Source organism: Candidatus Manganitrophaceae bacterium (genome assembly GCA_016200325.1).
In the GTDB taxonomy this organism is placed as follows: domain Bacteria; phylum Nitrospirota; class Nitrospiria; order SBBL01; family Manganitrophaceae; genus Manganitrophus.
This window is the reverse complement of the sequence record JACQEZ010000007.1, coordinates 117,283-140,067: the sequence shown is the minus strand read 5'-3', so window position 1 is coordinate 140,067 and position 22,785 is coordinate 117,283. Positions and strand designations below refer to the sequence as shown.

At 60.6% G+C, this 22,785-nt stretch carries 14 protein-coding genes; 1 reads left to right on the top strand and 13 read right to left on the bottom strand.

The genetic code is table 11. The features are described from left to right. Window positions 1–226: 226 nt before the first annotated feature. From HY282_04990 to HY282_04965, 6 genes are all read right to left on the bottom strand, one after another. Window positions 227–1,114, bottom strand: coding sequence for a transglutaminase family protein (locus HY282_04990; GenBank protein ID MBI3803100.1), 888 nt, complete (start codon window positions 1,112–1,114; stop codon window positions 227–229). Beyond that, entirely contained in the window at window positions 1,111–3,642 is a 2,532-nt protein-coding gene (locus HY282_04985; GenBank protein MBI3803099.1) for a circularly permuted type 2 ATP-grasp protein, read from the bottom strand. The genes HY282_04990 and HY282_04985 overlap by 4 nt, the downstream gene beginning before the upstream one ends. A gap of 19 nt (window positions 3,643–3,661) precedes the next feature. Then, window positions 3,662–7,027 carry a transglutaminase family protein gene (locus tag HY282_04980; protein MBI3803098.1) on the bottom strand — a complete coding sequence of 1,122 codons (3,366 nt, stop codon included), beginning with the start codon at window positions 7,025–7,027 and terminating at the stop codon, window positions 3,662–3,664. Window positions 7,028–7,043: 16 nt separating this feature from the next. Beyond that, window positions 7,044–8,009 carry an alpha-E domain-containing protein gene (locus HY282_04975; GenBank protein ID MBI3803097.1) on the bottom strand — a complete coding sequence of 322 codons (966 nt, stop codon included), beginning with the start codon at window positions 8,007–8,009 and terminating at the stop codon, window positions 7,044–7,046. Then, on the bottom strand, window positions 8,009–9,460 hold the full coding sequence (locus HY282_04970; GenBank protein ID MBI3803096.1) for a circularly permuted type 2 ATP-grasp protein: 1,452 nt from the start codon (window positions 9,458–9,460) through the stop codon (window positions 8,009–8,011). The genes HY282_04975 and HY282_04970 overlap by 1 nt, the downstream gene beginning before the upstream one ends. Window positions 9,461–9,902: 442 nt before the next feature. Next, window positions 9,903–10,985 carry a putative zinc-binding peptidase gene (locus HY282_04965; GenBank protein MBI3803095.1) on the bottom strand — a complete coding sequence of 361 codons (1,083 nt, stop codon included), beginning with the start codon at window positions 10,983–10,985 and terminating at the stop codon, window positions 9,903–9,905. Between the two features lie 292 nt (window positions 10,986–11,277). Here HY282_04965 and HY282_04960 point away from each other — a divergent pair, with 292 nt between their 5' ends. Continuing rightward, the gene (locus HY282_04960; protein MBI3803094.1) at window positions 11,278–12,450 is read left to right on the top strand and encodes an acyltransferase; all 1,173 of its coding nucleotides are present in this window, start codon (window positions 11,278–11,280) and stop codon (window positions 12,448–12,450) included. Between the two features lie 84 nt (window positions 12,451–12,534). Here HY282_04960 and HY282_04955 read toward each other — a convergent pair whose 3' ends face one another. The 7 genes from HY282_04955 to HY282_04925 form a co-directional block, all read right to left on the bottom strand. Next, the gene (locus HY282_04955; GenBank protein MBI3803093.1) at window positions 12,535–13,968 is read right to left on the bottom strand and encodes a DHA2 family efflux MFS transporter permease subunit; all 1,434 of its coding nucleotides are present in this window, start codon (window positions 13,966–13,968) and stop codon (window positions 12,535–12,537) included. Between the two features lie 194 nt (window positions 13,969–14,162). Further along, a complete protein-coding gene (locus HY282_04950; GenBank protein ID MBI3803092.1) occupies window positions 14,163–14,696 on the bottom strand; it encodes an SRPBCC domain-containing protein in 534 nt (177 codons plus the stop codon). Window positions 14,697–14,974: 278 nt separating this feature from the next. Then, complete coding sequence (locus HY282_04945) at window positions 14,975–16,297, bottom strand: TolC family protein (protein MBI3803091.1); 1,323 nt, start codon at window positions 16,295–16,297, stop codon at window positions 14,975–14,977. Further along, window positions 16,294–19,518 (bottom strand): multidrug efflux RND transporter permease subunit, encoded by a 3,225-nt coding sequence (locus HY282_04940; GenBank protein ID MBI3803090.1) that lies wholly within the window; start codon window positions 19,516–19,518, stop codon window positions 16,294–16,296. Before HY282_04940 ends, HY282_04945 begins: the two co-directional genes overlap by 4 nt. A 76-nt stretch (window positions 19,519–19,594) precedes the next feature. Continuing rightward, on the bottom strand, window positions 19,595–20,815 hold the full coding sequence (locus HY282_04935) for an efflux RND transporter periplasmic adaptor subunit (protein ID MBI3803089.1): 1,221 nt from the start codon (window positions 20,813–20,815) through the stop codon (window positions 19,595–19,597). 165 nt (window positions 20,816–20,980) lie between these two features. Next, window positions 20,981–22,036 (bottom strand): S-adenosylmethionine:tRNA ribosyltransferase-isomerase, encoded by a 1,056-nt coding sequence (locus tag HY282_04930; GenBank protein MBI3803088.1) that lies wholly within the window; start codon window positions 22,034–22,036, stop codon window positions 20,981–20,983. After that, window positions 22,023–22,736: an SDR family oxidoreductase gene (locus HY282_04925; GenBank protein ID MBI3803087.1), complete on the bottom strand. Its 714-nt coding sequence runs from the start codon at window positions 22,734–22,736 to the stop codon at window positions 22,023–22,025. The genes HY282_04930 and HY282_04925 overlap by 14 nt, the downstream gene beginning before the upstream one ends. Between the last annotated feature and the right edge of the window lie 49 nt (window positions 22,737–22,785).

Sequence of the window (22,785 nt, the reverse complement as noted above, 5' to 3'; positions counted from 1 at the left end):
TGTTTCCTGCGCCGGTTGGTCCTTCCTCTAGATTCACATCATTTAAATCTGAAAATCAAGCCGCTGGAAAAGATCGATACCAAAGCACTGCATGAAAACATCAAAATAGATGAATGGCGGAGGGCGGATGGGAAAAAGGGGAATAGAGCGGTCGGAATCGATCTATCCGCAAGGTCGATACAATAGGAAAGAGGCCCGACGCAACGTGCTGAAAGGTCCGGTCTGGCTAGGGGGTCGCCGACAGGGCAACCACGTCGACCGCAACCTCGGCACGATGCTTGCCGCCGCCGTAGATCACCCCTTTGAGGGGGGTCACATCGGAATAATCGCGGCCCCAGGCGGTCGTGATGTGGCGAACGGTCGGCAGCTGGTTGTTCGTCGGATCATAATCGATCCAGCCGAAGGCCGAGTCGTAAGCGGAAAACCAGGCGTGCGAGGCATCGGCCCCCTGCAGCTTGGTCTGTCCGGGAAGCGGCATCGTTTCGAGATAACCGGAGACATAGCGCGCCGGAATACCGCGGCTGCGGAGACAGGCGATCGCAAAGTGGGAGAAATCCTGACAGACCCCCCGGCGGTGTTTCAAGACGGTCGAGAGGGGGGTGGCGACGGTGGTCGACCCCGGCTCATAGGTAAAATCGCGATGGATGCGCGCCATCAGATCGTGCACCACCTCCGCCATCGGGCGGTTTTTCCGAAACGAGGGGGCCGCGTAGCGCCGGATCTCGGGGGTGATGGTGATCATCGGCGAGTCGGGCAGATATTGACATGCCTCCAGATGGGCGGCGCTCCGCTCTGCGTGGAGGCGGCGCACCCCCTCCTGCCACGACACACCGATATACAACGCGCTCAGAGCGGGTTTCTCCTCCACCGACACCTCGCTCGTGGCGGTGACCACCAGCCGCTCGTGCGGCTCATCAATGGCGAAATAGAGGACCCGATTGCCGAAGAAGTCGTCCCGTTCGGTAAGGCAGCCCGGCTTGGGATCGATCTCGACCTGATAGCGAAGACGGCGTTGGTCCGGGCTGTTGCGAGGGATGAGGTGCGCTTCGTCTTGACAGCTGATGACGGCTTGCTCGTACGTATAGGTGGTGGCGTGGATGATCCGGTATTTCATGTCGGCATCTCCGCCCGGAGAAGTTGCCGGGGACCGCGGCCGTCGGTAAAGTAGTCCCGGCTGAGGGCATCCGAAGTGGCGCGCAGCAGACGCTCGATTTGGCGAAGAAATTCATCGAGTGCCTGTCGTCTCCCCATGGCCGGATCGGGCGAGGCCAGCAGCGTGAGGTCTAAAAGTCGCATCGCAGCGGCCGCTTCCAGCACGCAACGGATCTCTTCGCTGAGTTCGAGCGGGTCGGAATCGCGGGGAAGCGCCAGGGTATGTTTCTCCAGGCGAGAGAGCTGAAATTTCAGCGACCGTGGGCTCAATTCATCCAGGAGCAACAGGGCAAGGGTGGGGAGGACTTCCGGCGCGCCGTTATGAAGGCGCCGATAAGCCATCAGGTTGTCGCAGGTCCGGAGGACCGCCTCCAGCACGTTCGTCTCCACCGGACGGGGTCGCGCCGGAACGAGGGAGCCGCGCAACAGCGAGACCAGTGATAGTCCTCGTTCCAGCCGGCGGCCGATCTCCCAAAAGAGCCACGCCTCGCCCCGAAACATGCTCTCCATGACCAGACCCGACAACCCCGCCAGCGCGGTAACCAGATGGTTCAGATGTTCCTCCGCTTCCACGAGCTGGTCGAGGGAAAGCCGTTCAAGGGTTGTCAGCCGCTCCCGCAGGTCGTTGACCAGCTGCCGGGCATCGCTGGAGAGAGGGTCGCGGACCCCCTGGGCCGCCTCCAACATCACCCTAAGATTGAAAGCAATCCCGCCGCGCAGCTGAGAATCGGCCAGGATTGCGAGGAGCTCCGAGGCGGAGTCGCTCACCGGCATCCCGCCCGGCAAGAGGCCGGTGACCCGACTGAGGGTTTGCCGCAGCGCTTCCAGCGTTTCCGGATGGTGCGGCTCTTCAAATCGGGTGCTGCTCTGATAAGCGGTCAGAACCGTCCGCATCAAGCGCATGCTCTGCTCGGCCCGCTCCGCATAACGGGCGAACCAGAAGAGATTGTCCGCCGCGCGCGGGGGAAGCGACGGCGGCTGCGTCGACACGATTGCGGCGGTCGCCGGCGGCAACAGAGAGGTCTGCTTCTCCGGCTCCGACGCGATGATCCAGGTGTCTTTGGCGATGCCGCCGGCCTGGTTCGAAACGATCAGGTTGTCCCCCGAGGAGCCGACCCGGGTCAGGCCGCCCGGCATGACGACATAGCCGTCATCCCGCGCGATGAGAAAGGCCCGGAGAACCGCATGGTGCGCCGCCAATTTTCCCTCCACCAGGGTCGGCGCGCAGGAGAGGGCGATCTGTTCCTGGCCGACATAGAGGTGGGGCTGCGTCTGGATCCGGTGGGCGACCTCCCGCCGCTCCTCACTGCTTAGGAGGGGGCCGTAGATCGGCCGGGCCCCCACCCGCCGGTGGATCGTCCGGACCACCATCCGGTCGAGATGGGCGAGCACATGACGGCGCTCCCGCGCTCTCCCGCACCACCAGGTCGCCACCGTCGGCAGCTCCAGCGGTTGACCGAGAAAATATTGTGCGATGCCGGGGAGAAAGGCATTGAGCGCGGGGTTCTCCAGCACGCTGGCGCCGAGCGGATTGACGACGGTGACATGGCCTTGCCGCACCGCTTCCACCAGGCCCGGAATACCGAGATCGGAGTCGGGAAGGAGCTCGAGCGGATCGCAGTAAGTGTCATCGACACGGCGCCAGATGACGTCGACCTGCTCAAGCCGTTTCAGCGAGCGGATCCAGACCCGTCCGTTGCGCACCATCAAGTCGTCCCCCCGCACGAGGTTGTAACCGAGATAGTTGGCGAGGTAGGCATGCTCGAAATAGGTTTCGTTCAACGGGCCCGGCGTCAGGATGACGACGCGGGGCTCGTCGGTCCCCGCCGGCGCATATCCGGCGAGGCTCGCCCGCAGCTCCCGAAAGAAGACGGCGAGACGATGGACATGGGAATCGCGGTAGAGACTCGGGAAGACCTGCGACAGGACCGTCCGGTTCTCCAGGGCATAGCCGGTGCCGGAGGGCGCCTGAGTCCGGTCGCTCAAGACCCACATCCGGCCGTCGGGGCCCCGCGCCAGATCGGCGGCATAGAGGATGAGCGCGTGCGGTTTGCGACCGGTCAAAGGAGAGCAGGGCCGGAGAAAGCCGGGGTGGCCATAGACCAGCTCGGAGGGCAGCAGGCCGCGGCGGATCAGGTCGCGCGGTCCGTAAATATCGCGCAGTAAAAGGTTGAGCACCTCGGCCCGCTGGGCGAGGCCCGACTCGATCCGGCGCCACTCCTCGCTCGGGATCAAAAAAGGGATGAGATCGAGCGGCCAGGGACGTTGGCCTCCCGCCGGATCCCCGTAGACATTATAGGTGACGCCGTTTTCCCGCAGCAGCCGGTTCGCTTCGGCCCGCCGCTGATCGAGCTCGCTTTGATTCAGTCCGGCGAGCACGCGCGCGAGATAGGCCCAATGCGGACGGACCTCCCCATCGGGCATGCACATTTCATCATACCCGGCCATATAAGGCTGATAGTGCGGGATCTCTGTTTCTTTACGCTGCATTCTCATCACACATTGACATCTACAGCGGCGCCCGGCGCAAATCGAGCGTGTAGGGATATTCTCGATTGCGCTCCTCCGCCGGGGGAGCCATCGGGGCGGGGGGATCGCCTTCCGAGAAAAACCGCCCCAGCGCAACGAAGTCGGGCAGCGGCTGCAGCGGGCCCGGGGTGTGACCGTAGCCCCAGAACCGGGTCGCGCGGCGCGCTTCGGCTTCGTAAGCGTTGACCGGAAGGACGGTATAGCCGAGCCCGCCGGGGTGATCGACATGATAGGTGCAGCCGCCGATCGACCGCCCGTTCCAACTGTCGATAAGATCGAACACCAGCGGCGCATGGATTCCGATCGTCGGATGGAGCGCGGAAGGAGGCTGCCAGGCCCGATAGCGGACGCCGGCGACATATTCGCCGTGGGTCCCGGTTCCATGTAAGGGAACCCGCCGGCCGTTGCAGGCGACCAGATACCGCCCGTCGGTAAGGCCGGTCACTTTGACCTGGAGGCGCTCGACCGAAGAGTCGACGTAGCGCGCCGTGCCGACGGCGGTCACCTCCTCGCCCAACACCGGCCACGGCTCCAGCGCCATCCGCAGCTCCAGCCGGATGTCCCGGATCGTCACCGTGCCGTAGTGGGGGAAGCGGAACTCAAAAAATGGATCGAGCCACTCGCCCTGAAAGGGGGTACCGTCCTCATTCAACTCCCCGATCACGTCTCCCAGGTCGGCCCAAACATAGTGCGGCAGCATGAAGCGATCATGGAGCTCCGTTCCCCATCGGACCAATTTCTTCTTATAGGGGGTGCGCCAGAAGCGCGCGACCAGCGCGCGCAGCAGCAACATCTGCACGAGGCTCATCCGGCTGTGCGGCGGCATCTCGAAAGCGCGGAACTCCACCAGCCCGAGGCGGCCGTGCGCCGAGTCAGGAGAGTAGAGCTTGTCGATGCAGAACTCCGCGCGATGGGTGTTGCCGGTCAGATCGACCAGCAGATGGCGCATCAGACGATCGGCGAGCCACGGAGGGGGGGGTGCGCCCTCCTTCGGCATCTGTTGAAAGGCGATTTCCAATTCATACAACAGCTCATCGCGCGCCTCGTCGACCCGGGGCGCCTGGCTCGTCGGGCCGATGAACATTCCGGAGAAGAGATAGGAGAGCCCCGGGTGGTGCTGCCAGTAGCTCACCAGACTGCGCAGCAGATCGGGCCGCCGCAAGACGGGGCTGTCGGCCGGCGTCGCCCCGCCGAGGGTGACATGGTTGCCTCCGCCGGTCCCGGTGTGCCGGCCGTCGAGCAGGAACTTCTCGGTGCCGAGCCGGGTGAGGCGGGCCTCTTCATAGAGCGCCGTCGTGTGGGCGACCAGCTCGTCCCACGATTGGGCGGGATGGATGTTGACCTCGATCACGCCGGGATCGGGGGTCACCTGAAGCCGCTGCAGCCGGAGGTCGCGGGGCGGATCATATCCTTCCAGCACGACCGGGAGGCCCAACTCCCCCGCCGTCTCCTCGATCGAAGCGAGCAGATCGAGATAATGCTCGAGATATTCCAGCGGCGGCAAAAAGAGATGGAGGCCGCCCCCCCGCGGCTCGATACAGAGAGCGGTATGCGGCACCGCAGCCGCTCGATCGGTTTCGTTCTCATTCACCCTCTCAGCCGCCGGCGGAGGGGTGGAAGACGCCCCCCTGCCGCGGCCGGCCCCGCTCCCATAGGACTCTTTCAGCGGCGGTGGGGGCTCGAAGAGGCTCCGCTCTCGCGGCTTTTCGCGCGCTTCTTTGGCGACCCACGGCAGGGAATCGAGCGGCAGCCGAAGCCCCATCGGGGAATCACCCGGCAACAAAAAGAGCTGTTCGCGGCGGAAGGTCCACCGGGCGCTCTCCCATCCCTGACTGTCGTGGTCCCAATGGAGCGGAAGAACATACCCGACCGGTGTGTCGAGGCCGCGCGACAAGATCCCGGCGAGGGAGCGGCGCTCCAGCGGATCGCGAAGGGTCGCCTTGAGGGGGTCGAGGTTGACCGGCACGGCGCTCTCACGCCAAAGGTGATACAACGTGTCCTCATAACCGGGCGACAGATGTTCCGGATCGGCGCCGAGTCGCCGGGTCAGCGCCAGCGCGAAGCGGTGCGCCTCCTTAATTCCATGGCCGTGGTCCTTCTCCCCGAGAGAGAGCAGCTCGGCGCGCCGCCAGACCGGGTTTCCATCTTTCCGCCAGAAGCAGCCGAGCGCCCAGCGCGGCAGCGGCTCCCCGGGATACCACTTTCCCTGGCCGCAATGGAGCGCGGCGCCGGGGGCAAATCGTCCCGCCAGCCGGCGGAGCAGCTGGCCGGAGAGGAGACGTTTGTTCTCCCCGAGCGCGGCACTGTTCCATTCGGGCGAATTGGTCTCGTCGATCGACACGAAGGTCGGCTCTCCCCCCATCGTCAGGCGGACATCCTGTGCGGTCAGCGCTTCGTCGACCTTACGGCCGACGGCCACGATCGCCGACCACTGCTCCTCGCGATACGGCTTGGTCACGCGCGGGTCTTCATGAATCCGCGTGACCCTGTTCCGATGGTGGAAGGTGACTTTACAGGGATCGGTGTAACCGGTCAGCGGCGCGGCGCTGGCCGGGTCGGGGGTGCAGGCGAGCGGAATGTGCCCTTCGCCGGTGAAGAGACCGGAGGTGGCATCCAGCCCGACCCAGCCGGCGCCCGGGAGGTAGACCTCGGCCCAGGCGTGCAGATCGGTAAAGTCGGCCGAAGGACCGGCCGGCCCGTCGAGGCTCTTCACATCGGGCACCAACTGTACGAGATAACCGGAAACAAAGCGGGCCGCGAGTCCCAGATGGCGCAAGATCTGCACCAGCAGCCAGGCGCTGTCGCGACACGATCCGATCGCCTTGCCGAGCGTCTCTTCACAGCTTTGAATGCCGGTTTCCATCCGGACCTGGTAGGCGATGTCGCGCTGGAGCGATTGATTCAATCGGACGAGGAAGTCGACCGTCTTTTCCCGTTCGGCGCTGACCTTTTTCAGCCAGAGCTGCAGCAGCGGGCCCACTTCCTCCGTTTCGAAATAGGGAACCAATTCTTTCCGCAGCTGCGGCGGGTAGACGAACGGATAGTATTCCGACTCGGCCTCGATGAAAAAGTCGAACGGATTGATCACCGTCATCTCGGCGACGACATCCACTTCGAGAGAGAGCTCGTCGGCCGGCTCCAAGAAGACGACCCGCGCCATATAATTGCCGAAGGGGTCCTGCTGCCAGTTGATAAAATGTTTCTCCGGACGAATGCGGAGCGAATAGGCCTCGATCGGCGTTCGCGTATGGACGGCCGGCCGCAGGCGGATGACATGCGGAGAAATGTGGACCGGGCGGTCATACCGATACGACGTTACGTGATTGAGTGCGACCCTGATGGCCATCTATTTCAGCTCCTTATCAGCTCCTGGCCGTTTGGGTCTGGCCGCGGCGCATGGGGTATTGAATATGGAACCAGGTATGAAAAATCTGGCTGTGGATCTCATTGAGGGTCAGCTGGAGCCGATCGATAAATTCATGCATTTCGACAAAGTTCATCTCATAGATGTCGGCCCGATCGATCCGGTCCCGCAAAACCAAGAGACGGTCGAGCGGCGCCTCATTTCGCGGCAGATTTCGCAGATTCACCTCCGCCGCGGCGACGGTGTGGGCGACGGCGCGCGGGAAATACCGATCCTGCAGCAGGAACTTCACCACCCCGGTCCCCTCCACCCGGCCGCGCATGTGTTGGCGATACATCTGATAGCCGCTCGAGGATTTGAGCACGTTTACCCAGAGAAGGGAGTCATACCGATCGGGTGTCCGCCGGCCCGGCATCAGGATGGAGATGGCGCTGTCGACGATGCGCGACGTCATGTCGGCCCGTTCCAGATTGCGTCCCAAGCAGACCAGGTCGTAGGCGACATCGTGGCTCATGGTGCCGGCCAGGAGACCGCTTAATTGCTGGCAGCGAAAGATGACCTCTTTTAAGAAAGCGTGGCGGCCGCGGCGCGGCACCCCCTCGCGCGAGTGGGTGTTGACGTACAAATAAAGCTCGTTGCAATGGAGCCAGGCCTCGGTCGGCAACAGCTCGCGGGTGGTCCGCATGTTCTCTCTGGCCGAGGAGACCGACGCGAGGATGGAGCTGGGGCTGAAGCGGTCGGCGACCAAAAAGCTGACGGTATTGTGCTCGTTGTAGGTCTGATAGTTTTCTTCGAAACCGGGACCGCCGCCGATGATCTCGACGAGCTGCCGCCAGCCGGGCGCCAGCCCCTTGGGAAGATCGAGCATTTGGTGGGTGCAGGCGTTGACGAGACGCGCGCTGTTCTCGGCGCGTTCGATGTAGCGCGCCACCCAATAGACCCGCTCCGCCACCCGGGAGAGCATCATACCGCCTCCGTATTCGCCACCCAGGTATCTTTGCTGCCGCCCCCCTGGGAGGAGTTCACCACCGTCGACCCTTTCCGCAAAGCGACGCGGGTCAGTCCGCCCGGCGTCACATACATCCGCTCCCCCTGCAGGATAAACGGGCGCAGATCGACATGACGCGGCTCCACACGATCCTCGCAGAGGGTCGGCACCGTGGAGAGCTTGATCAGCGGTTGAGCGATATAGTTGCGGGGGTCGGCCTTGATCCGCTCGGCGAACTCCGCCAGCTCTTTCTTGCTGGCGGTCGGCCCGATCAGCATGCCGTACCCGCCCGATTCATTGGCCGGCTTCACGACCAGCTGATCGAGAGAATCGAGGACATATTTGCGGTCTTGGTCATTCAGGCAAACATAAGTCGGGACGTTGGGGATGATCGGCTCTTCACCGAGATAGTATCGGATAATCTGCGGCACAAAGGCGTAGACCACTTTGTCGTCCGCCACCCCCGCGCCCGGTGCGTTCGCCAGGCCCACATTCCCCTTGCGCCAGGCACGCATCAGGCCCGGCACCCCGAGGACCGAGTCTTTGTTGAAGACCTCCGGATCGAGAAAGAGGTCGTCGATTCGGCGGTAGATGACATCGACCTTCTGCCAGCCGTCGATGGTGCTCATGTAGACGCAGTCATCGTCGCCGACGACCAGATCGGGACCGCTCACCAACTCCGCGCCCATTTGCTGCGCCAGGAAGGAGTGTTCGAAATAAGCCGAATTATAGATCCCGGGGGTGAGGACGACGATCTTTGGAAATTCATCGGTGTGCGGGGCGATCGAAGAGAGCATGTCGAAGAGGTGGCTTGGATAATCGTCTACCGGCTGAATGCTATAATTTTCGAACAATTCGCCGAAGACCTGCTTGGTCAGGACCCGGTTCTCCAGCATGTACGAGACCCCGGAGGGCACCCGGAGGTTGTCTTCGAGAACGTAGAAGGTTCCCTGCTCGTCGCGGATCAGGTCGCTGCCGCAAATATGCGCCCAGACCTCCCGGGGAGGTTGGATGCCGACACATTCGCGGCGGAAATTTTTGGAATGGGCGAGCAGCTCCGCCGGAAAAATGCCGTCTCGGATAATCCGCTGCTTCCCGTAAAGGTCGCCGATGAAGAGATTGAGGGCACGCACCCGTTGCTGCAGGCCCGCCTCGGTCATGCTCCACTCTTTCGGGGAGATAATCCGCGGAATGATGTCGAAAGGCCAGGCACGGTCGATATTCGACCCTTCACTATAGACCGTAAAGGTGATTCCCATTTCCAAGATCGCAGATTCGGCCGCCTTTTGACGGGCGCGGATTTCGTCGGAGCTGAGCGACTGGAGATGGGCAACCATCCCCGACGCCAAGGTGCGCGGCTCTCCGGGGAAATCGATCATCTCATCATAAAAACCGCAGGGGTCGTAACGCTTCCAATCAATGCTCATGAGCCAGGTCCTTATACAAAAAGAAATGCCCGACCGGGTCGGGGAGCGATCTTAATCTTTTAAACCGGAACCGCCGGCGGTCTGAATCTATTCCAGCGATAGAGATCCACAACGTAGCAATATTGATTTTTTCTGTCAATCGTAAAAGGAGAAAAAGCAGGGATCCTGATTTGGAAATAAAAAAGCGCCCCCACATCCCTGAAGTGAAGAGCGCCCTTGCTCATAATCAAATGCGACACCGCTGCTTCTCAAAAGAGCAAACTGTATGCCCAATAGATAGAGGTTGCTTTTTTACGCTGAGCACACCCGATTCAATCGATTTTTAGAAACAAATGCCTATCGCCTCGATAACTAGAATAAAAAGCGGGCGAAATAGAGAATCCCAAAATGGGACATTGAACGACATTTTTGTGTAAAACACGCCATAAAAAGCGGCGATCTGTTACCGCTGAACGGTCGTAATCGATGTCGCACGAATCGTCTCATGAACGAACCGCAACTTGTCGATCGCCGGGGTGGAGAGAACGAAGGGATACCCATCCGGCAATCCAAGGCCGCGATTGAGGTTATTGAGCAGGTAGGTTAAGGGGAACCAGTGGTCGATCAACTGATCAAACTCCCCGGAAGGAGCCGGAGAAAAGGTCGCCTTGAGCACCGGCTCGTTTGGGCGCTTCGGCCGGAGCGACAGCCCGCAGTCGGCCGCCGTCTCAAGGGTGTCGGTCATATGGAGGTAATGCGCCCAGGTTTCCGCCCAGTCCTCCCAGGGGTGGGCGCCGGCATAGGCGCTGACAAAGCGCTGCTGCCAGTCGGTCGGCGGACCTTGCTGATAATATTCTTGGAGAGACCGCTTGTAATCCTTCCGCTCGTCTCCAAATAATTTTCGAAACGGGTCGATCCGGGGGCTGTTTTGAACCAGCCGGTCCCAATAATAGTGACCGACCTCATGGCGAAAATGGCCAAGAAGGGTACGATACGGCTCATGCAGCTGCTGCCGGCGCCGCTCCCGTTCTGCATCGTCGGCCTCCGCCACGTTGATGGTGATGACGCCGTCGGCATGGCCGGTAAGGACCGGATCGGCGCCCGGCGTCTCCAGATCGGCTAAAAACTGATAAGAGAGGCCCCGTTCCGGGTCGTCGCTCTTACTGTTGATAGGACATCCGAGCGTCACGAGGCTGTAGACGAGCCGCCGCTTCGCCGACTCCAGCTTGAACCACGCCTCTTTGTGTCCCGGCTGGGAGAGGTTCGGAATCACCTGGGTGAGCCGGCACGATTGGCAGAACGGATGTGGGTCGTCGGACGGGACGGCCCAATTACAGACGCTTTCCTGACTGTAGTTTGCGCAGAGGCGATACCCCTTTCCCTCGGCTTCAGGAAGCGGCGACCGCCATTGGTTCCCGCCGGCGGGGTCGAGCGATCCAACGACGCCGAGGTCGGGCAGAAAAGCCAATAGGCGATCACACTGGACACATCGGGTGTTCTCGAAGAAAACCAACTGCTGACAATGGTCACAATGAAAAACTTTCACCGATCAACACCTTTTGTGAGAGATTCCAAGTTCATGAGCGGGGCCGTCTCGCTCCTTTTATCGCCCCTATATTTACCGGATTTAATTTTAAGACAATCTTTCCGAAGGACGCAACCCGCAGAGGGCCGATTCGGTTGCAATCGCTTGATCCATCAAAGCGGCCACAACCGCGATTCGATCGCATATCCTTTTCAGAGGTTTCCCGCATCAACTTTGCTTGGATACCTACCGCGCTAAAGCGCACTTCATGCTACACTAACACTGATCAGCATTCATATACGGAAGCAGCGCATTGAGGGAAAACGTGTTTGTCACCTATTTAAACAGTCAGAATCAAATACCGGTTTATGATGCCCTCCTTGCATTACTCTGTATTTTAACACTCGTACTCATTGCTTCCTTTGTTTTGCACCAACGGGATAAAAAGTCCGCTCTCGACGCGGAGTTTCTCACGCCGGAAACGGGTCTTCTTTTAAGAGGGTTTGCAGTCCTCCTGTTGATCCTGGGTCATTTTTGGCAATTTTGTGTGGAGGGGGATCACTTCTTTGATGAGGCGGGAACTTGGGCGGTGACCATCTTTCTGTTCATCTCGGGAATTGCATTGATAAAAACCTATGGGTTCACCGGCTTAGAAAAAACATTTCTTCTGAAGCGGATTCGAAGGGTTCTTCCTGCAACATGGATCGCGCTGATCGTCTTTTATCTGTTGGATCTCGTCCTTCGGAAGGAGACGCATAGCGCAACGAAGATCGCGCTGAATTTTCTAGGAATTATTACACCCAATCCCCCGAACTCGCCGGCCTGGTTTATCACCTACATACTCTATTTATACCTTCTTTATTATTGGGTCTCGAAAATCCCGCTCAAGAACGCGGGGCGCGTTACACTTTTACTGGCCCTCTCCTATGGAACGACCTGGATCATCTCGAACTTTCCCTCATTGACCAGCGTGACGGTGATGGGCCTTTGGATTCGGCATACCATCGTATTTCCAATCGCGGTCGCCGTCGGACTTTACAGTAAAGAGATGAAGCGCGCTCTTGATCTTTTTTTCAAAAGAGCACGGAGCCTCTATCTCCTGACCCTCTGCATCTGCTTATCTCTCTACTGTTCCGGAATAGGCATCTACAAGTTATCCCATCTCATTAATTCTGAGATCTATACATATTTGGTCATTACCCTTCAGCCGATCCCGATGATTATCGCATTGGTCATGATCTCTTCTCTGATCGACACGTTGGGGGTAAGTTCAAAATTCCTGATCTGGTTGGGACGGTACTCATTCGAAATATTTCTGATTCATCTCCCCTTCATGGTCTATTACGATTTTATCCTCTTCCGAAAACCGCTCTATCTCTTTTTCCTTCTCTATCTCTGCTTTGTTTTTGCCTTAAGTTATTCATTGGAGAAAGCATCCGCGCTATTCGATACCCTCTTTTTTGGAACAAAAAGATCCCTGACATAATGCTAGATCCTCTCACCGATTCCTCCGAAATTTAAACCGATCTACCGACCCTCTCTCTTGTGCATCCACCCAGGAGCCGCCCGATTAAGCGGTCTCGACGCTGCCTGAAATCGCTGCGGCCGTCGGATGGAGAAGCGAGGCGGCAACGACCGCCGCCAAGGCGAAGAGCGCTCCGACGAGGAATGCGGCATGATAGCCGCTATTGAGAGCGGCGAGGCGGCTGTCGCCGGAAGCCAGCAGGTAGTCAGTGCGCGCGGCGGCAATGCTGGCCAGGACGGCCAGGCCGAGCGCTCCCCCCATCATGAAGGCGGTATTGACGACCCCCGAGGCCAGCCCCGACTCGCTCGGCGCAACGTCGCTCAGGGCGGCCAGCAGCACCGGGTTGAACGCGATGCCGGCGCCGAGACCGAGAAGGGTCATGCCGGGCAGGACATAACGAACGAAGCCCCCCTCCACCGGCGTCAGCCCAAAGAGGGCCAGGCCGGCTGCCACCAGCAGCATCCCGACCGCCAATGGCGGCCTAAAGCCGAAACGGGTGACGAGCTTCGCGGAAAGCCCGAGCGAGAAAGCACCCATGATCAGGTTGGCCGGCAAAAAGGAGAGACCGACCTGCATCGGGCTGTATCCGAGCACCGACTGGAGATAGAGCGCGGAGAGGAAGAACCAGGCGAACATGGCGGCGGCCCAAAGAATGCTGACGACATTTGCCACCGTGACGTTCCAGAGCCGGAAGAGCCCCAGCGGCATGAGCGGTGAGCGGACCCGGGCTTCGATCAAGAGAAAAAGCGTCAAGAGCATCGACGCCGCGGCAAGGAGCCCGATCGTCCGGCCCGACCTCCAACCGACCTCGTTTCCGTTCACGATGGCGTAGACCGCAAGCATGAGGGAAGCGGTCACCGTTACGGCGCCGGCGACATCGAGGCGCCCGCCTGCCGCCGCGCCGGGCCCGGCGGGGAGCAAAAAAAAGCAGAGGACGAAGACGGCGACCCCAATCGGGAGGTTCACCAGAAAAATCCAGTGCCAGTCGAGCGTGTGAGTGAGCAATCCCCCCATCAAGACGCCGATCGATCCGCCGCCGGCCGAGACAAATCCGAAAAAACCCATCGCCTTAGCCCGGTCGGCCGGCTCGGCAAAGAGATCGGTGATCAGGGAGAGGGCCACCGCCGAAAGGACGGCGCCGCCGAGCCCCTGCACCGCCCGCGCCCCGATGAGGAACGCCTGCGAGGTTGCCACGCCGCAAGCAAGCGATGCCAGGGTAAAGAGGGCAATCCCGATCAGAAAGAGCCGGCGCCGGCCGAAGAGGTCCCCCAGACGACCGCCGAGCAGGAGAAACCCGCCGAAGGTGAGGAGATAAGCATTCACGACCCAGGCGAGCGACGTCTCGGAGAATCCGAGATCGGTCCGGATCGACGGCAGGGCGACATTCACAATCGTGCTGTCGAGGACGATCATCAGATCTCCAAGGCAGAGGACCATCAGTGCCAGCCAGCGCTTCCGGTGGTCAACCGTCTGTGTCACCCCGCTCATCCCAGTTTCTCACGTGTGATAAAGATCTCTTGTCTCCCTACGTCAGCAGCGGTTTGAGTCCGATGTTTTCGCGTCATCATGCCGGTTCCTTTAGTCTATTATTAGGCTCGGCAAGTTTTTTGTTTTTTTGCAGATCTGTGCTTCTCCTTCGTGGGTCGGCGCACTTCACGATTTCACGGGAGACCTCATCCCTTCGCGAGGTATTCAGCGAGCTGGTCGAAGGTGCCGGTCCAGCCCTGCTCCATTCCCTTGCGACCCGCTTCAAAGGTTTTGAGCTCGGCCTCTGTTGGATGGAGTGGGCGCCACTGTATCGTCATGGTCGTCTTTCCCTGATGCTCGGCGAGCGTCGTCGTCGAGAGCATTTCCAACGGCCAGGTGGCGCTGAAAGGGTGACGGGTGATTCCCCCCTTTTCATCCGAAAAGGAATTGACGAGGACGATCCGCTCCGGCGCGACGATCTCGCGATAAACGAACTTGCCCCACATCTCTTTGCCGTCCGGTCCCCGCATGGAGTAGTGAAAGGTCCCGCCGGGTCGAAAATCGAGCCTGCAGGTTCCCATCGTGAAACCTTTCGGTCCAAACCATTCCTTGAGACGGTCCGCCTCGGTCCAGGCCTTCCAAACGAGATCGCGCGGTGCATCGAACACCCGCGAGATTACAAACGGCTCTATCTCCCCCTGCTCCCCCTGCGCCTCTGGATTACTTCTTTTTTCGGCCATGTTTCTTCTCTTTTTTTTGAAGTTCTTTCAGGTACGTGTCCAGCCGGTCAAAGCTTTCTTCATAAAACCGGCCGTTATTGTTTCATCACGGCTCATCCGAAATGCGAATTAAAGCTCAAATACAAACGACGATTCGGAATAGAAGAAGGGCCATTCGGCCAATCCTATCGGCAGGATAACGTGAGAGGCGGTAGTACGATTTAACAACGCTGCGGAATTCTAACTGAGCGGGATATGTGGCCATGGCTCTTGAGTGTCCAAGTGACGGTTTTTACGCCTCAGTTCAGGGTATCAATCTCCCCTTTCGCCCGCGCCAGGTTAATCCGGGCGGCGTTAAAATTAAACAGCGCTTCAATCTCATTGTCCCGGGCGCGGACGACGGAGGTCTGGGCATTGGTCACTTCGATGTTATTGATAAAACCGGCCTCAAACCGTTGGCGGGCCAGCTCCAGCTCTTTGAGGGCAAGTTGAAGACCGACCTCCGAGACCGCAACCTGCTGTCTCGCGGAGGCGAGGGTCAAGAGCGCATCGCGCACTTCCAGGTTGATCTGTTGGACGAGGTCGCGTGTTCGAATCTCCTCCTGGCGAATTCGGCTCAGGCTCTGCGAGATCCGGCCCTGGCGCGATCCCCCCTCGAAGATCGGGACCGACAAGACGAGGCCGACGAACCGGGTGCTGACCGTGTCATCGAAACGGGTCCCGATCCGTCCGTAGTTCGCGTTCAACCTCAACGACGGAATAATCTCATTTCGAATCGATCGCAAAGTGAGCGAAGCAAACTTCTCCCGCATCGCCTGCGTCTGCAATTCCACCCGCTGCGCCCGCGCCGCGACGAGCGCCTCCGCAGGAGATTGTCGATCCACCTCCACCAGCGTGAGGGTATCGGTCAGGACGAGGGCGACTTCCCGGCTGATTCCGAGGCTTCGGAGGAGATTTAACTTCGTCCGGTCCTGCTGGTTCTGCGCCACCAGGAGACGTTGCTTCTCGCTCTCCAGCTGGACTTCCGCACGGGTCACGTCGAGGTTGGTCGCCAGACCGGCCGCTTTTCGATCCCGTGCCAGAGCCAGCAGCTGCCGGCTGAGATCGACGTTGGCCTCGCTCGCCTTGACCGCCGCCTCGGCGCGAAGCGCCTCCATATAGAGCAGGCCGATCAGCGCCATCGTGTCGCGCCGACTGACCTCGGCATCGAGCGAGGCGGCCTTCGCCCCGACTTTGCTGGCCCGCCACTGCTGAATGAGGCTCAGGCTAAATAGATTTTGGGTCAGCTGAACCCGCGCATCGAACAGATCGATCGGGTCGGACGTTCCGCTCAAGCCGATCGCCCCGAAAAAGATGGTTTCATTGGTCCGGCTGACCGTTCCGGAGAGATTGGGAAGAAACGCACCCCGGCTGACCTGGACCACCCCTTCCGCCTCCTCCGCCCGCTCCCTCGACAACTGGAGGGTCGGATTGCTCTCCATCGCCGCCGCGATCGCATCATGAAGGCTCAAACGGAGCTCGAGGGGAGCTTCTCCCTCCGCCGCTTCGGTATATCGTCCGGCGCCCAGCAGGACAAGCAGGGAGATCAGAAAAACCGCTGACAGGTGGATCGCTCTCTTCATTTCCCCTCCCTTGCCGGTCCGGCGTCTCCGACGGTCACCGCTTCCGCTCCGTCGATCGGAACCTCGCCCGGCGTCATCTCGTGGCGCGCTTTGTGCTGCGCAATCTCGGCCCGGATCTGCGCCGTCGAGCGCCGCTCGGTCAGGTGCCGGTCGGCGATCAGCTTAAAGAACATCGGGACAAAAAAGATGGCCAGGAAGGTCGCCGCCAGCATCCCCCCCATAACGCCGGTCCCGACGGAGATCCGCGCCCCCGCCCCCGCGCCGTGCGAGAAGGCGAGCGGAACGACGCCCAATATGAACGCAAGCGAGGTCATCAAGATCGGCCGGAATCGAAGCCGCGCCGCCTCCAAGGCGGCCGCCGAAGGAGAGAGCCCCTCATGGTTCTTCATCACCGCGTATTCAACGATCAAGATCGCGTTCTTCGCGGCGAGACCAAGCAGCGTGACCAGCCCGATCTGAAAATAGACATCGTTGGTCATCCCCCGGATCCAGACCGCCGCCAACGCCCCGAACGTCCCGAACGGCAGCGCCATTACGACGGAAAACGGCAGCGACCATTTTTCGTATTGTGCGGCCAGGATCAAGAAGACCATGACGACCGCCAAGCCGAGCGCGATCCCGGAGGTCCCGCTCGATTTCTTTTCCTGGAAAGAGGCGCCCCCCCAATCGAAGCTAAAGTCGGCCGGCAAGACCTCATTGGCAATCCGCTCGACGACCGCAATCGCCTGGCCGGAGGAGACGCCGGGCGCCCCCTGCCCGATCAGCTTCACCGAGGGGAGGTTGTTGAACCGGTCGATCGAATCGGGACCGGAGGTATGGGTGACTGTCGCAAGCGCTTTCACCGGCACCATCCCCCCCTTTTCGGACCGGACGTAGAGCTCGCCGATCGAGTCGGGACGGTTCCGGAACGACGGCTCCGCCGACATCAGCACCTGCCAGGTCCGGCCGAACCGGTTAAAGTCGTTCACATAGGCCGAGCCGAGGGTCGCCGAGAGGGTATCGAACACGTCGTTGATCGGGACACCGAGCGCCTTCGCTTTCTCACGGTCGACGTCGACGAAGAGCTGCGGGGTGTTCACCCGCCAGAGGGTCTGCACGCCGGCGAGTTGCGGGTCTTTGTTCGCGGCGGCGAGAAACTGCCCCATCACCTCGGCCAGACGATGCGGTCCCCCTTCGCCCCGGTTCTGAATGTAAAATTCGAAACCGCCCGAGTTCCCGAGGCCGAAGATCGGCGGCGGGCCGAAGGCGAGCACCAACGCCTCTTTGATCTGGCCGGTCTTCATATAATACTCGCCGACCAGCTGATGGGTATTCGATTTCCGTTCATCCCAATGTTTCTGGGTGACGAACATCGTCGCGGCATTGTTCCGGAAGCCGCCGCCGATGAAGTCCATCCCGGTAAACGCGATCACGAATTCGTTGTCGGGATTCGACTGGACCGCCTTCACCACCTCGCCGACCACCTTGTCGGTCCGCTGCAGCGTCGCCCCGTCCGGCAGGAAGACGACGCCGATATAGTAGCCTTGGTCCTCATCCGGCACCAGGCCGCCCGGCGTCCACCGCCAGAGCCCGGCGGTAATCGCCACCATCCCGATGAAGAGGAACATCCCGATGGCGCCCCGGCGGATGATCCAGGCGACGCCGTCGGCATACCGACCGGTAATCCGGGCGAACCAGTTATTGAACGCGCCGAAGAAACGGTTGGGCGATTTGTTTTTCCGCTTGAGGACCATCACGCAGAGCGAGGGGGTGAGGGTCAGCGCCACGATCCCGGAAAGGACGACGGCGATCGTGATCGTGACGGCAAACTGCCGGTAGAGCTGGCCGGTCAGCCCGCCCAAGAAAGCGATCGGCACGAAGACGGCGCAAAGGGTCAAGACGATCGCGATGACCGGACCGGTCACCTCTTCCATCGCCTTGATCGCCGCCTCCCGCGCCGAGAGGTGCTCCTCGTGCATGATCCGCTCGACATTCTCCAAGACCACGATGGCGTCATCGACGACAATCCCGATGGCCAGCACCATCCCAAAGAGGGTCAGGGTGTTGATCGAGTAGCCGAGCAGGTAAAGGCCGGCAAAAGCGCCGATCAGCGACACCGGCACCGCCGCGAACGGAATCAGGGTGGCGCGCCAGTCCTGCAAGAAGAGGAAAACGACGAGAAAGACGAGGACCATCGCTTCGCCGAGCGTCTTGACCACTTCCCGGATCGAGACTTCAACGAATCGGGTGGTGTCGTACGGAATCGAATAGGTCAGCCCCGCCGGAAAGCGCGCCGAGAGCCCCTTGAGGGTCTTCCCGATCTCCTTCGCGACATCGAGGGCGTTCGCCCCGGGCTGGAGGAAAATGCCGACCAACGCCGCCTCTTTGCCGTTGACCCGGCCGATGAAGTCGTAGTCTTTGGAAGCAAGCTCGACCCGCGCCACATCTTTCAGCCGAAGCGCCGAGCCGTCGGGGTTCGATCGGACGATGACATTCTCGAACTCTCGGGCTTCGGAGAGCCGGCCCCGGGTCGTGATGGTATAAACCAGCTCCTGCGGTCCGCCGGTCGGCGCTTGGCCGACCTTCCCCGCGGCGAACTGGGCGTTCTGCTCGTTTAACGATCGGAGGAGATCGGACGTCGTCAGCTTCAGCTGCGCCATCCGATCGGGTCGAAGCCAGATCCGCATCGCATAATCTTTCGCGCCGAAGATCTGGACATTCGTTGTCCCCGGAATCCGCTTGAGGGTATCGAGGATGTTCAGCGTCACATAGTTGCTGATCCGGAGATCATCGAGCGTTGCGTCGGGGGAGTAAAACGCAAGCACCTGGAGAAAGGCCGATGAGTTTTTCTCGACCGTGACCCCCTGCCGGCGAACCTCCTGCGGCAGCCGGGCCTCCGCCTGCTTGACCCGATTGTTGACGTTTAATGCCGCCTGATCGACGTCGCTGCCAATCTCAAAAGAGACGTTGATCTCGACGACGCCGTTGGAGCCGGAGTTGGAGCTCATGTAGAGCATGTTCTCGACGCCGTTGATCTGGTTCTCGATCGGCGCGGCAACGGTCTGCTCGAGCACCTCGGAGGAGGCGCCCGGATAGATGGCACGGACCGTCACCACCGGCGGCGCGATCTCCGGGTATTGGGCAATCGGCAGATTCCGAATAGAGGCCAATCCGGCCAATACGATAAAGATGGAGAGCACCGCGGCAAAGATCGGACGATTGATAAAAAACCGTGAGAACATGATCGGCTCCTAAGCGAACGCTTCTATTATTATTCCCGCTGATGTGGGGATGACGAATAAAGGGAGACGGTCCGATCTAGGGCGTTCTGGCCTCGTCCGGTTTCTTGTTCCCTTTCGGTTCCGGGTTTGCGGGAGCCGCGCCGGCCGCAAGCGCCGGGGGTGCTGCGGTCGCCGGTGCAATCTTCACCGGTGCGCCGGGACGGGCCTTGACCATGCCGTCGACGATCACCTTATCCCCCGGGTTGAGACCGCCGGTGATCAGCCAATCTTCGCCCGACCAATCGCCGACCTGCACCGGACGCGGCTCGACCATCCCTTGTCCGTTCACCGTCAGGACGATCTTGCTGCTCGGTCCTTCGAGGACCGCCCGCTGCGGGATGACGATCGCGCCGGGACGGGTCGCGCCGGAGAGCCGCACCCGGACGAACTGACCGGAGCGGAGGATCTGCTGCGGGTTCGGAACCACGGCCCGCGCTTGGATCGTTCCGGTGGTGGAATCGACCCGGACATCGGTAAAGTCGACTTTGCCCGCCTGCGCATAATCATTCCCGTCGGCCAGCTTTAACGTCACATCGAACTTCCCATCCTTCGGCAGGGTCAGCCGTCCCTCCGACATGGCGCGGGTGAACTTCAAATGCTCCGCCTCGGTGAAGCTGAAAATGACATGAATCGGGTCGTTCTGCGAAATCGTGGTGAGCAAGGTCTGCTGCGCCTCTACCAGACTCCCCTCCGATTTGAGCGCGCGGCTGGTGACGCCGGAAATCGGCGCCTCGACCCGGCTGTAGGAGAGGTTGAGCCGCGCTTCGGTAACCGCGGCCTGAGCCGCCTTTACATTTGCGGCGGCAATCTGCTCGCCGGAGAGGATGTCTTCATATTCTTTTTGACTCACCGACTGCGCTTCCCACAACGGTTTGATTCGGGCGGCGTTGCGCGAGGTCATCGAAAGGGTCGCCTCGGCGCTCGCCAGGGCGGCCTCCGCTTTCGCCAAGGCGGCGCGAAAGGGGGCGGGGTCAATCGTGAAGAGGCTCTCTCCCGCCGTCACCTTCGCCCCTTCCCGATAGTTCCAATGCTCCAAGATTCCGGAGACCCGCGCGCGCACTTCAACTTCACGCGAACCGACGGTCTGACCGACATATTCGAACGTCGCCGGCATCGCTTGCGGCTGCACCGTCACCACCGCGACCTCAGGGACGGGCGGGGGGGGGGCGGAGGCCGCCTTTTTTTCGCAGCCTGCCAGCGCCATTCCGGCGCATGCCAAAAGAGCCATCAGTTTCAACGTTGGGATGCCATTCGCCATGAGATGCCTCCACTGTTCTCGTTCAATACTTCTTTATCACTGCGAGCAAACGGCTCCCACTCATAGGTCGGAGGCCGCACCCGGCTGAAGTATTTCATTTCAGAATATCGACATATGATTCATACGTGAACTATACATCTGTGAAGGTTTCGATGTCAAATCTTTTTAGAAATTTTCTGAAAGAAGCAGACAGACATCTCCGAATTCATGTGCGAAGTATCCTCTTACTTCCGCATCATTATAGATTGCTTCAAGGTTCTCCGGCTCTATGAAACTCCCCAGCAGGCTCAGATGAGAGGCGCCGCTTTCATGAAATCCGCTCAGAATCCCACTCACGATCCGCCGCCGATATACCGGCGAAATTTTCAGGGAGGTTATTTCGCTTCCGGGACGGACCGTGCCGTCGGGTTGCACCGCGCTTTCGAGCGCACGCGTTACCGTCGTTCCGACCGCAATGACACAACGGCCTTCGGAGCGGGCGCGCCGGACGGCCGCCGCCGTCGAATTTGGAATCGAGTAGCGCTCCGGGAAAGGCAGCCGTCGATCGAGCCTTTCGTCGCCGGTGCTGGAGAGTCCCGCCGCATGGGTCAACCGGGCCAGCCTGACCCCTTTTTTCTCCAGCGCGAATATCCTCTCCCAATTGAACGGGAAAGCGGCGGAAGGGGCCTCCAAAGAGACGGGCGCGCCGGAGAAAATCGTCTGGACATCCCAGAGCGCCAAATCTTCGCGAAGATGAGAATACTGGACCGGCTTTCCCGCTGCATAGACCTTCCTCCAAAGAGACGACGGCGGTCCGAGAAAATTAATTTCAGCGAGCTTTCCGTCTGGAGATAAGAGACCTTCCACAGCGGCCTCAAGCCCGCATTGGAATGCGAGTCGATCTCCGCGGCGGAGCGGCGGCGGCAAGGGCCGATTCTCTGTCGGGGTGCGCCAGTCGCCGGCGCCGAAGAAGATTGCAAACCACCGGGAAAGGTCCTCGACCGCTTCCGACCGAGAACCGCCTAGCCGCATCTCGATGGGATCTCCCGTCGGCAAATGAACCCCCGAGAGGCTGGCCGGCAGCGTGGCGGCATCGTTCACGACCAACAGATCGCCGGCATGCAGACAGGTTGGAAGCGCAGAGAAGTTCAGGTGGCGCGTTCGGAGGAAGGGCCCCTCCTTTGAGATCGCCAAAAGTTTTGTCTCCGATCGGGGACCTCTTTTGGTATCAGCGGCGGTCATCGGTCTCCCCCGTCAGCATCTCCTGAAAGGCGTTCGAGATCGGCTCCAGCAACAACAGCGCCGCCGCTTTCGGGCTCCGGAGCGTGGCGGGGTCGGCCTCCGGAAGGGCCGCCGCATGCATCGGGGTGTCGATCTCTCCGGGGTCGATTGCAAAAAATCGAACCCGATGCGTTTTGAGTTCCTCATCCCAGATCCGGGAGAGATGCGCCAGCGCCGCTTTCGAAGATCCATAAGCGCCCCAGCCTGGATAAGCGCTCTCCGCGGCGTCACTCGAGATGTTGATGACAAGGCCCCCTCCTTGAAGGAGCATCGTCGGCAAGATCGCCTTCGTCAGCCGAAACGGGCCGAGGAGGTTCGTTTCAAGGACCTGCTGAAACTCTTCGCATTCTGTATCGAGCAGGGTCCTTAACGGGGTCACTCCGAGGTAACTTGCATTGTTGATCAACAGATCGACCCCGCCCAGCCGTGCGATCGCTTCGGATGAGATCCGGTAGACCTCCTCTTTGGCTGAGACATCGGCCTGAATGGCAATCAGCTCGGCGGGGTGCGCCGCCGTGACCGTTTCGTCGAGGGCGACGCGATGTCGTGCGACGATCGCCACCCGGGCTCCCTGGTCGGCCAGCGTCAGTGCCAGCGCGCGTCCCAGGCCGGACGTTCCACCGGTGATCATAACCCGTTTCTGATTCAAAATGGTTTCCATACTTTTCTCCTCCTTATGGAATCCGATTCTCTCTCATTTCCGGCAGTGC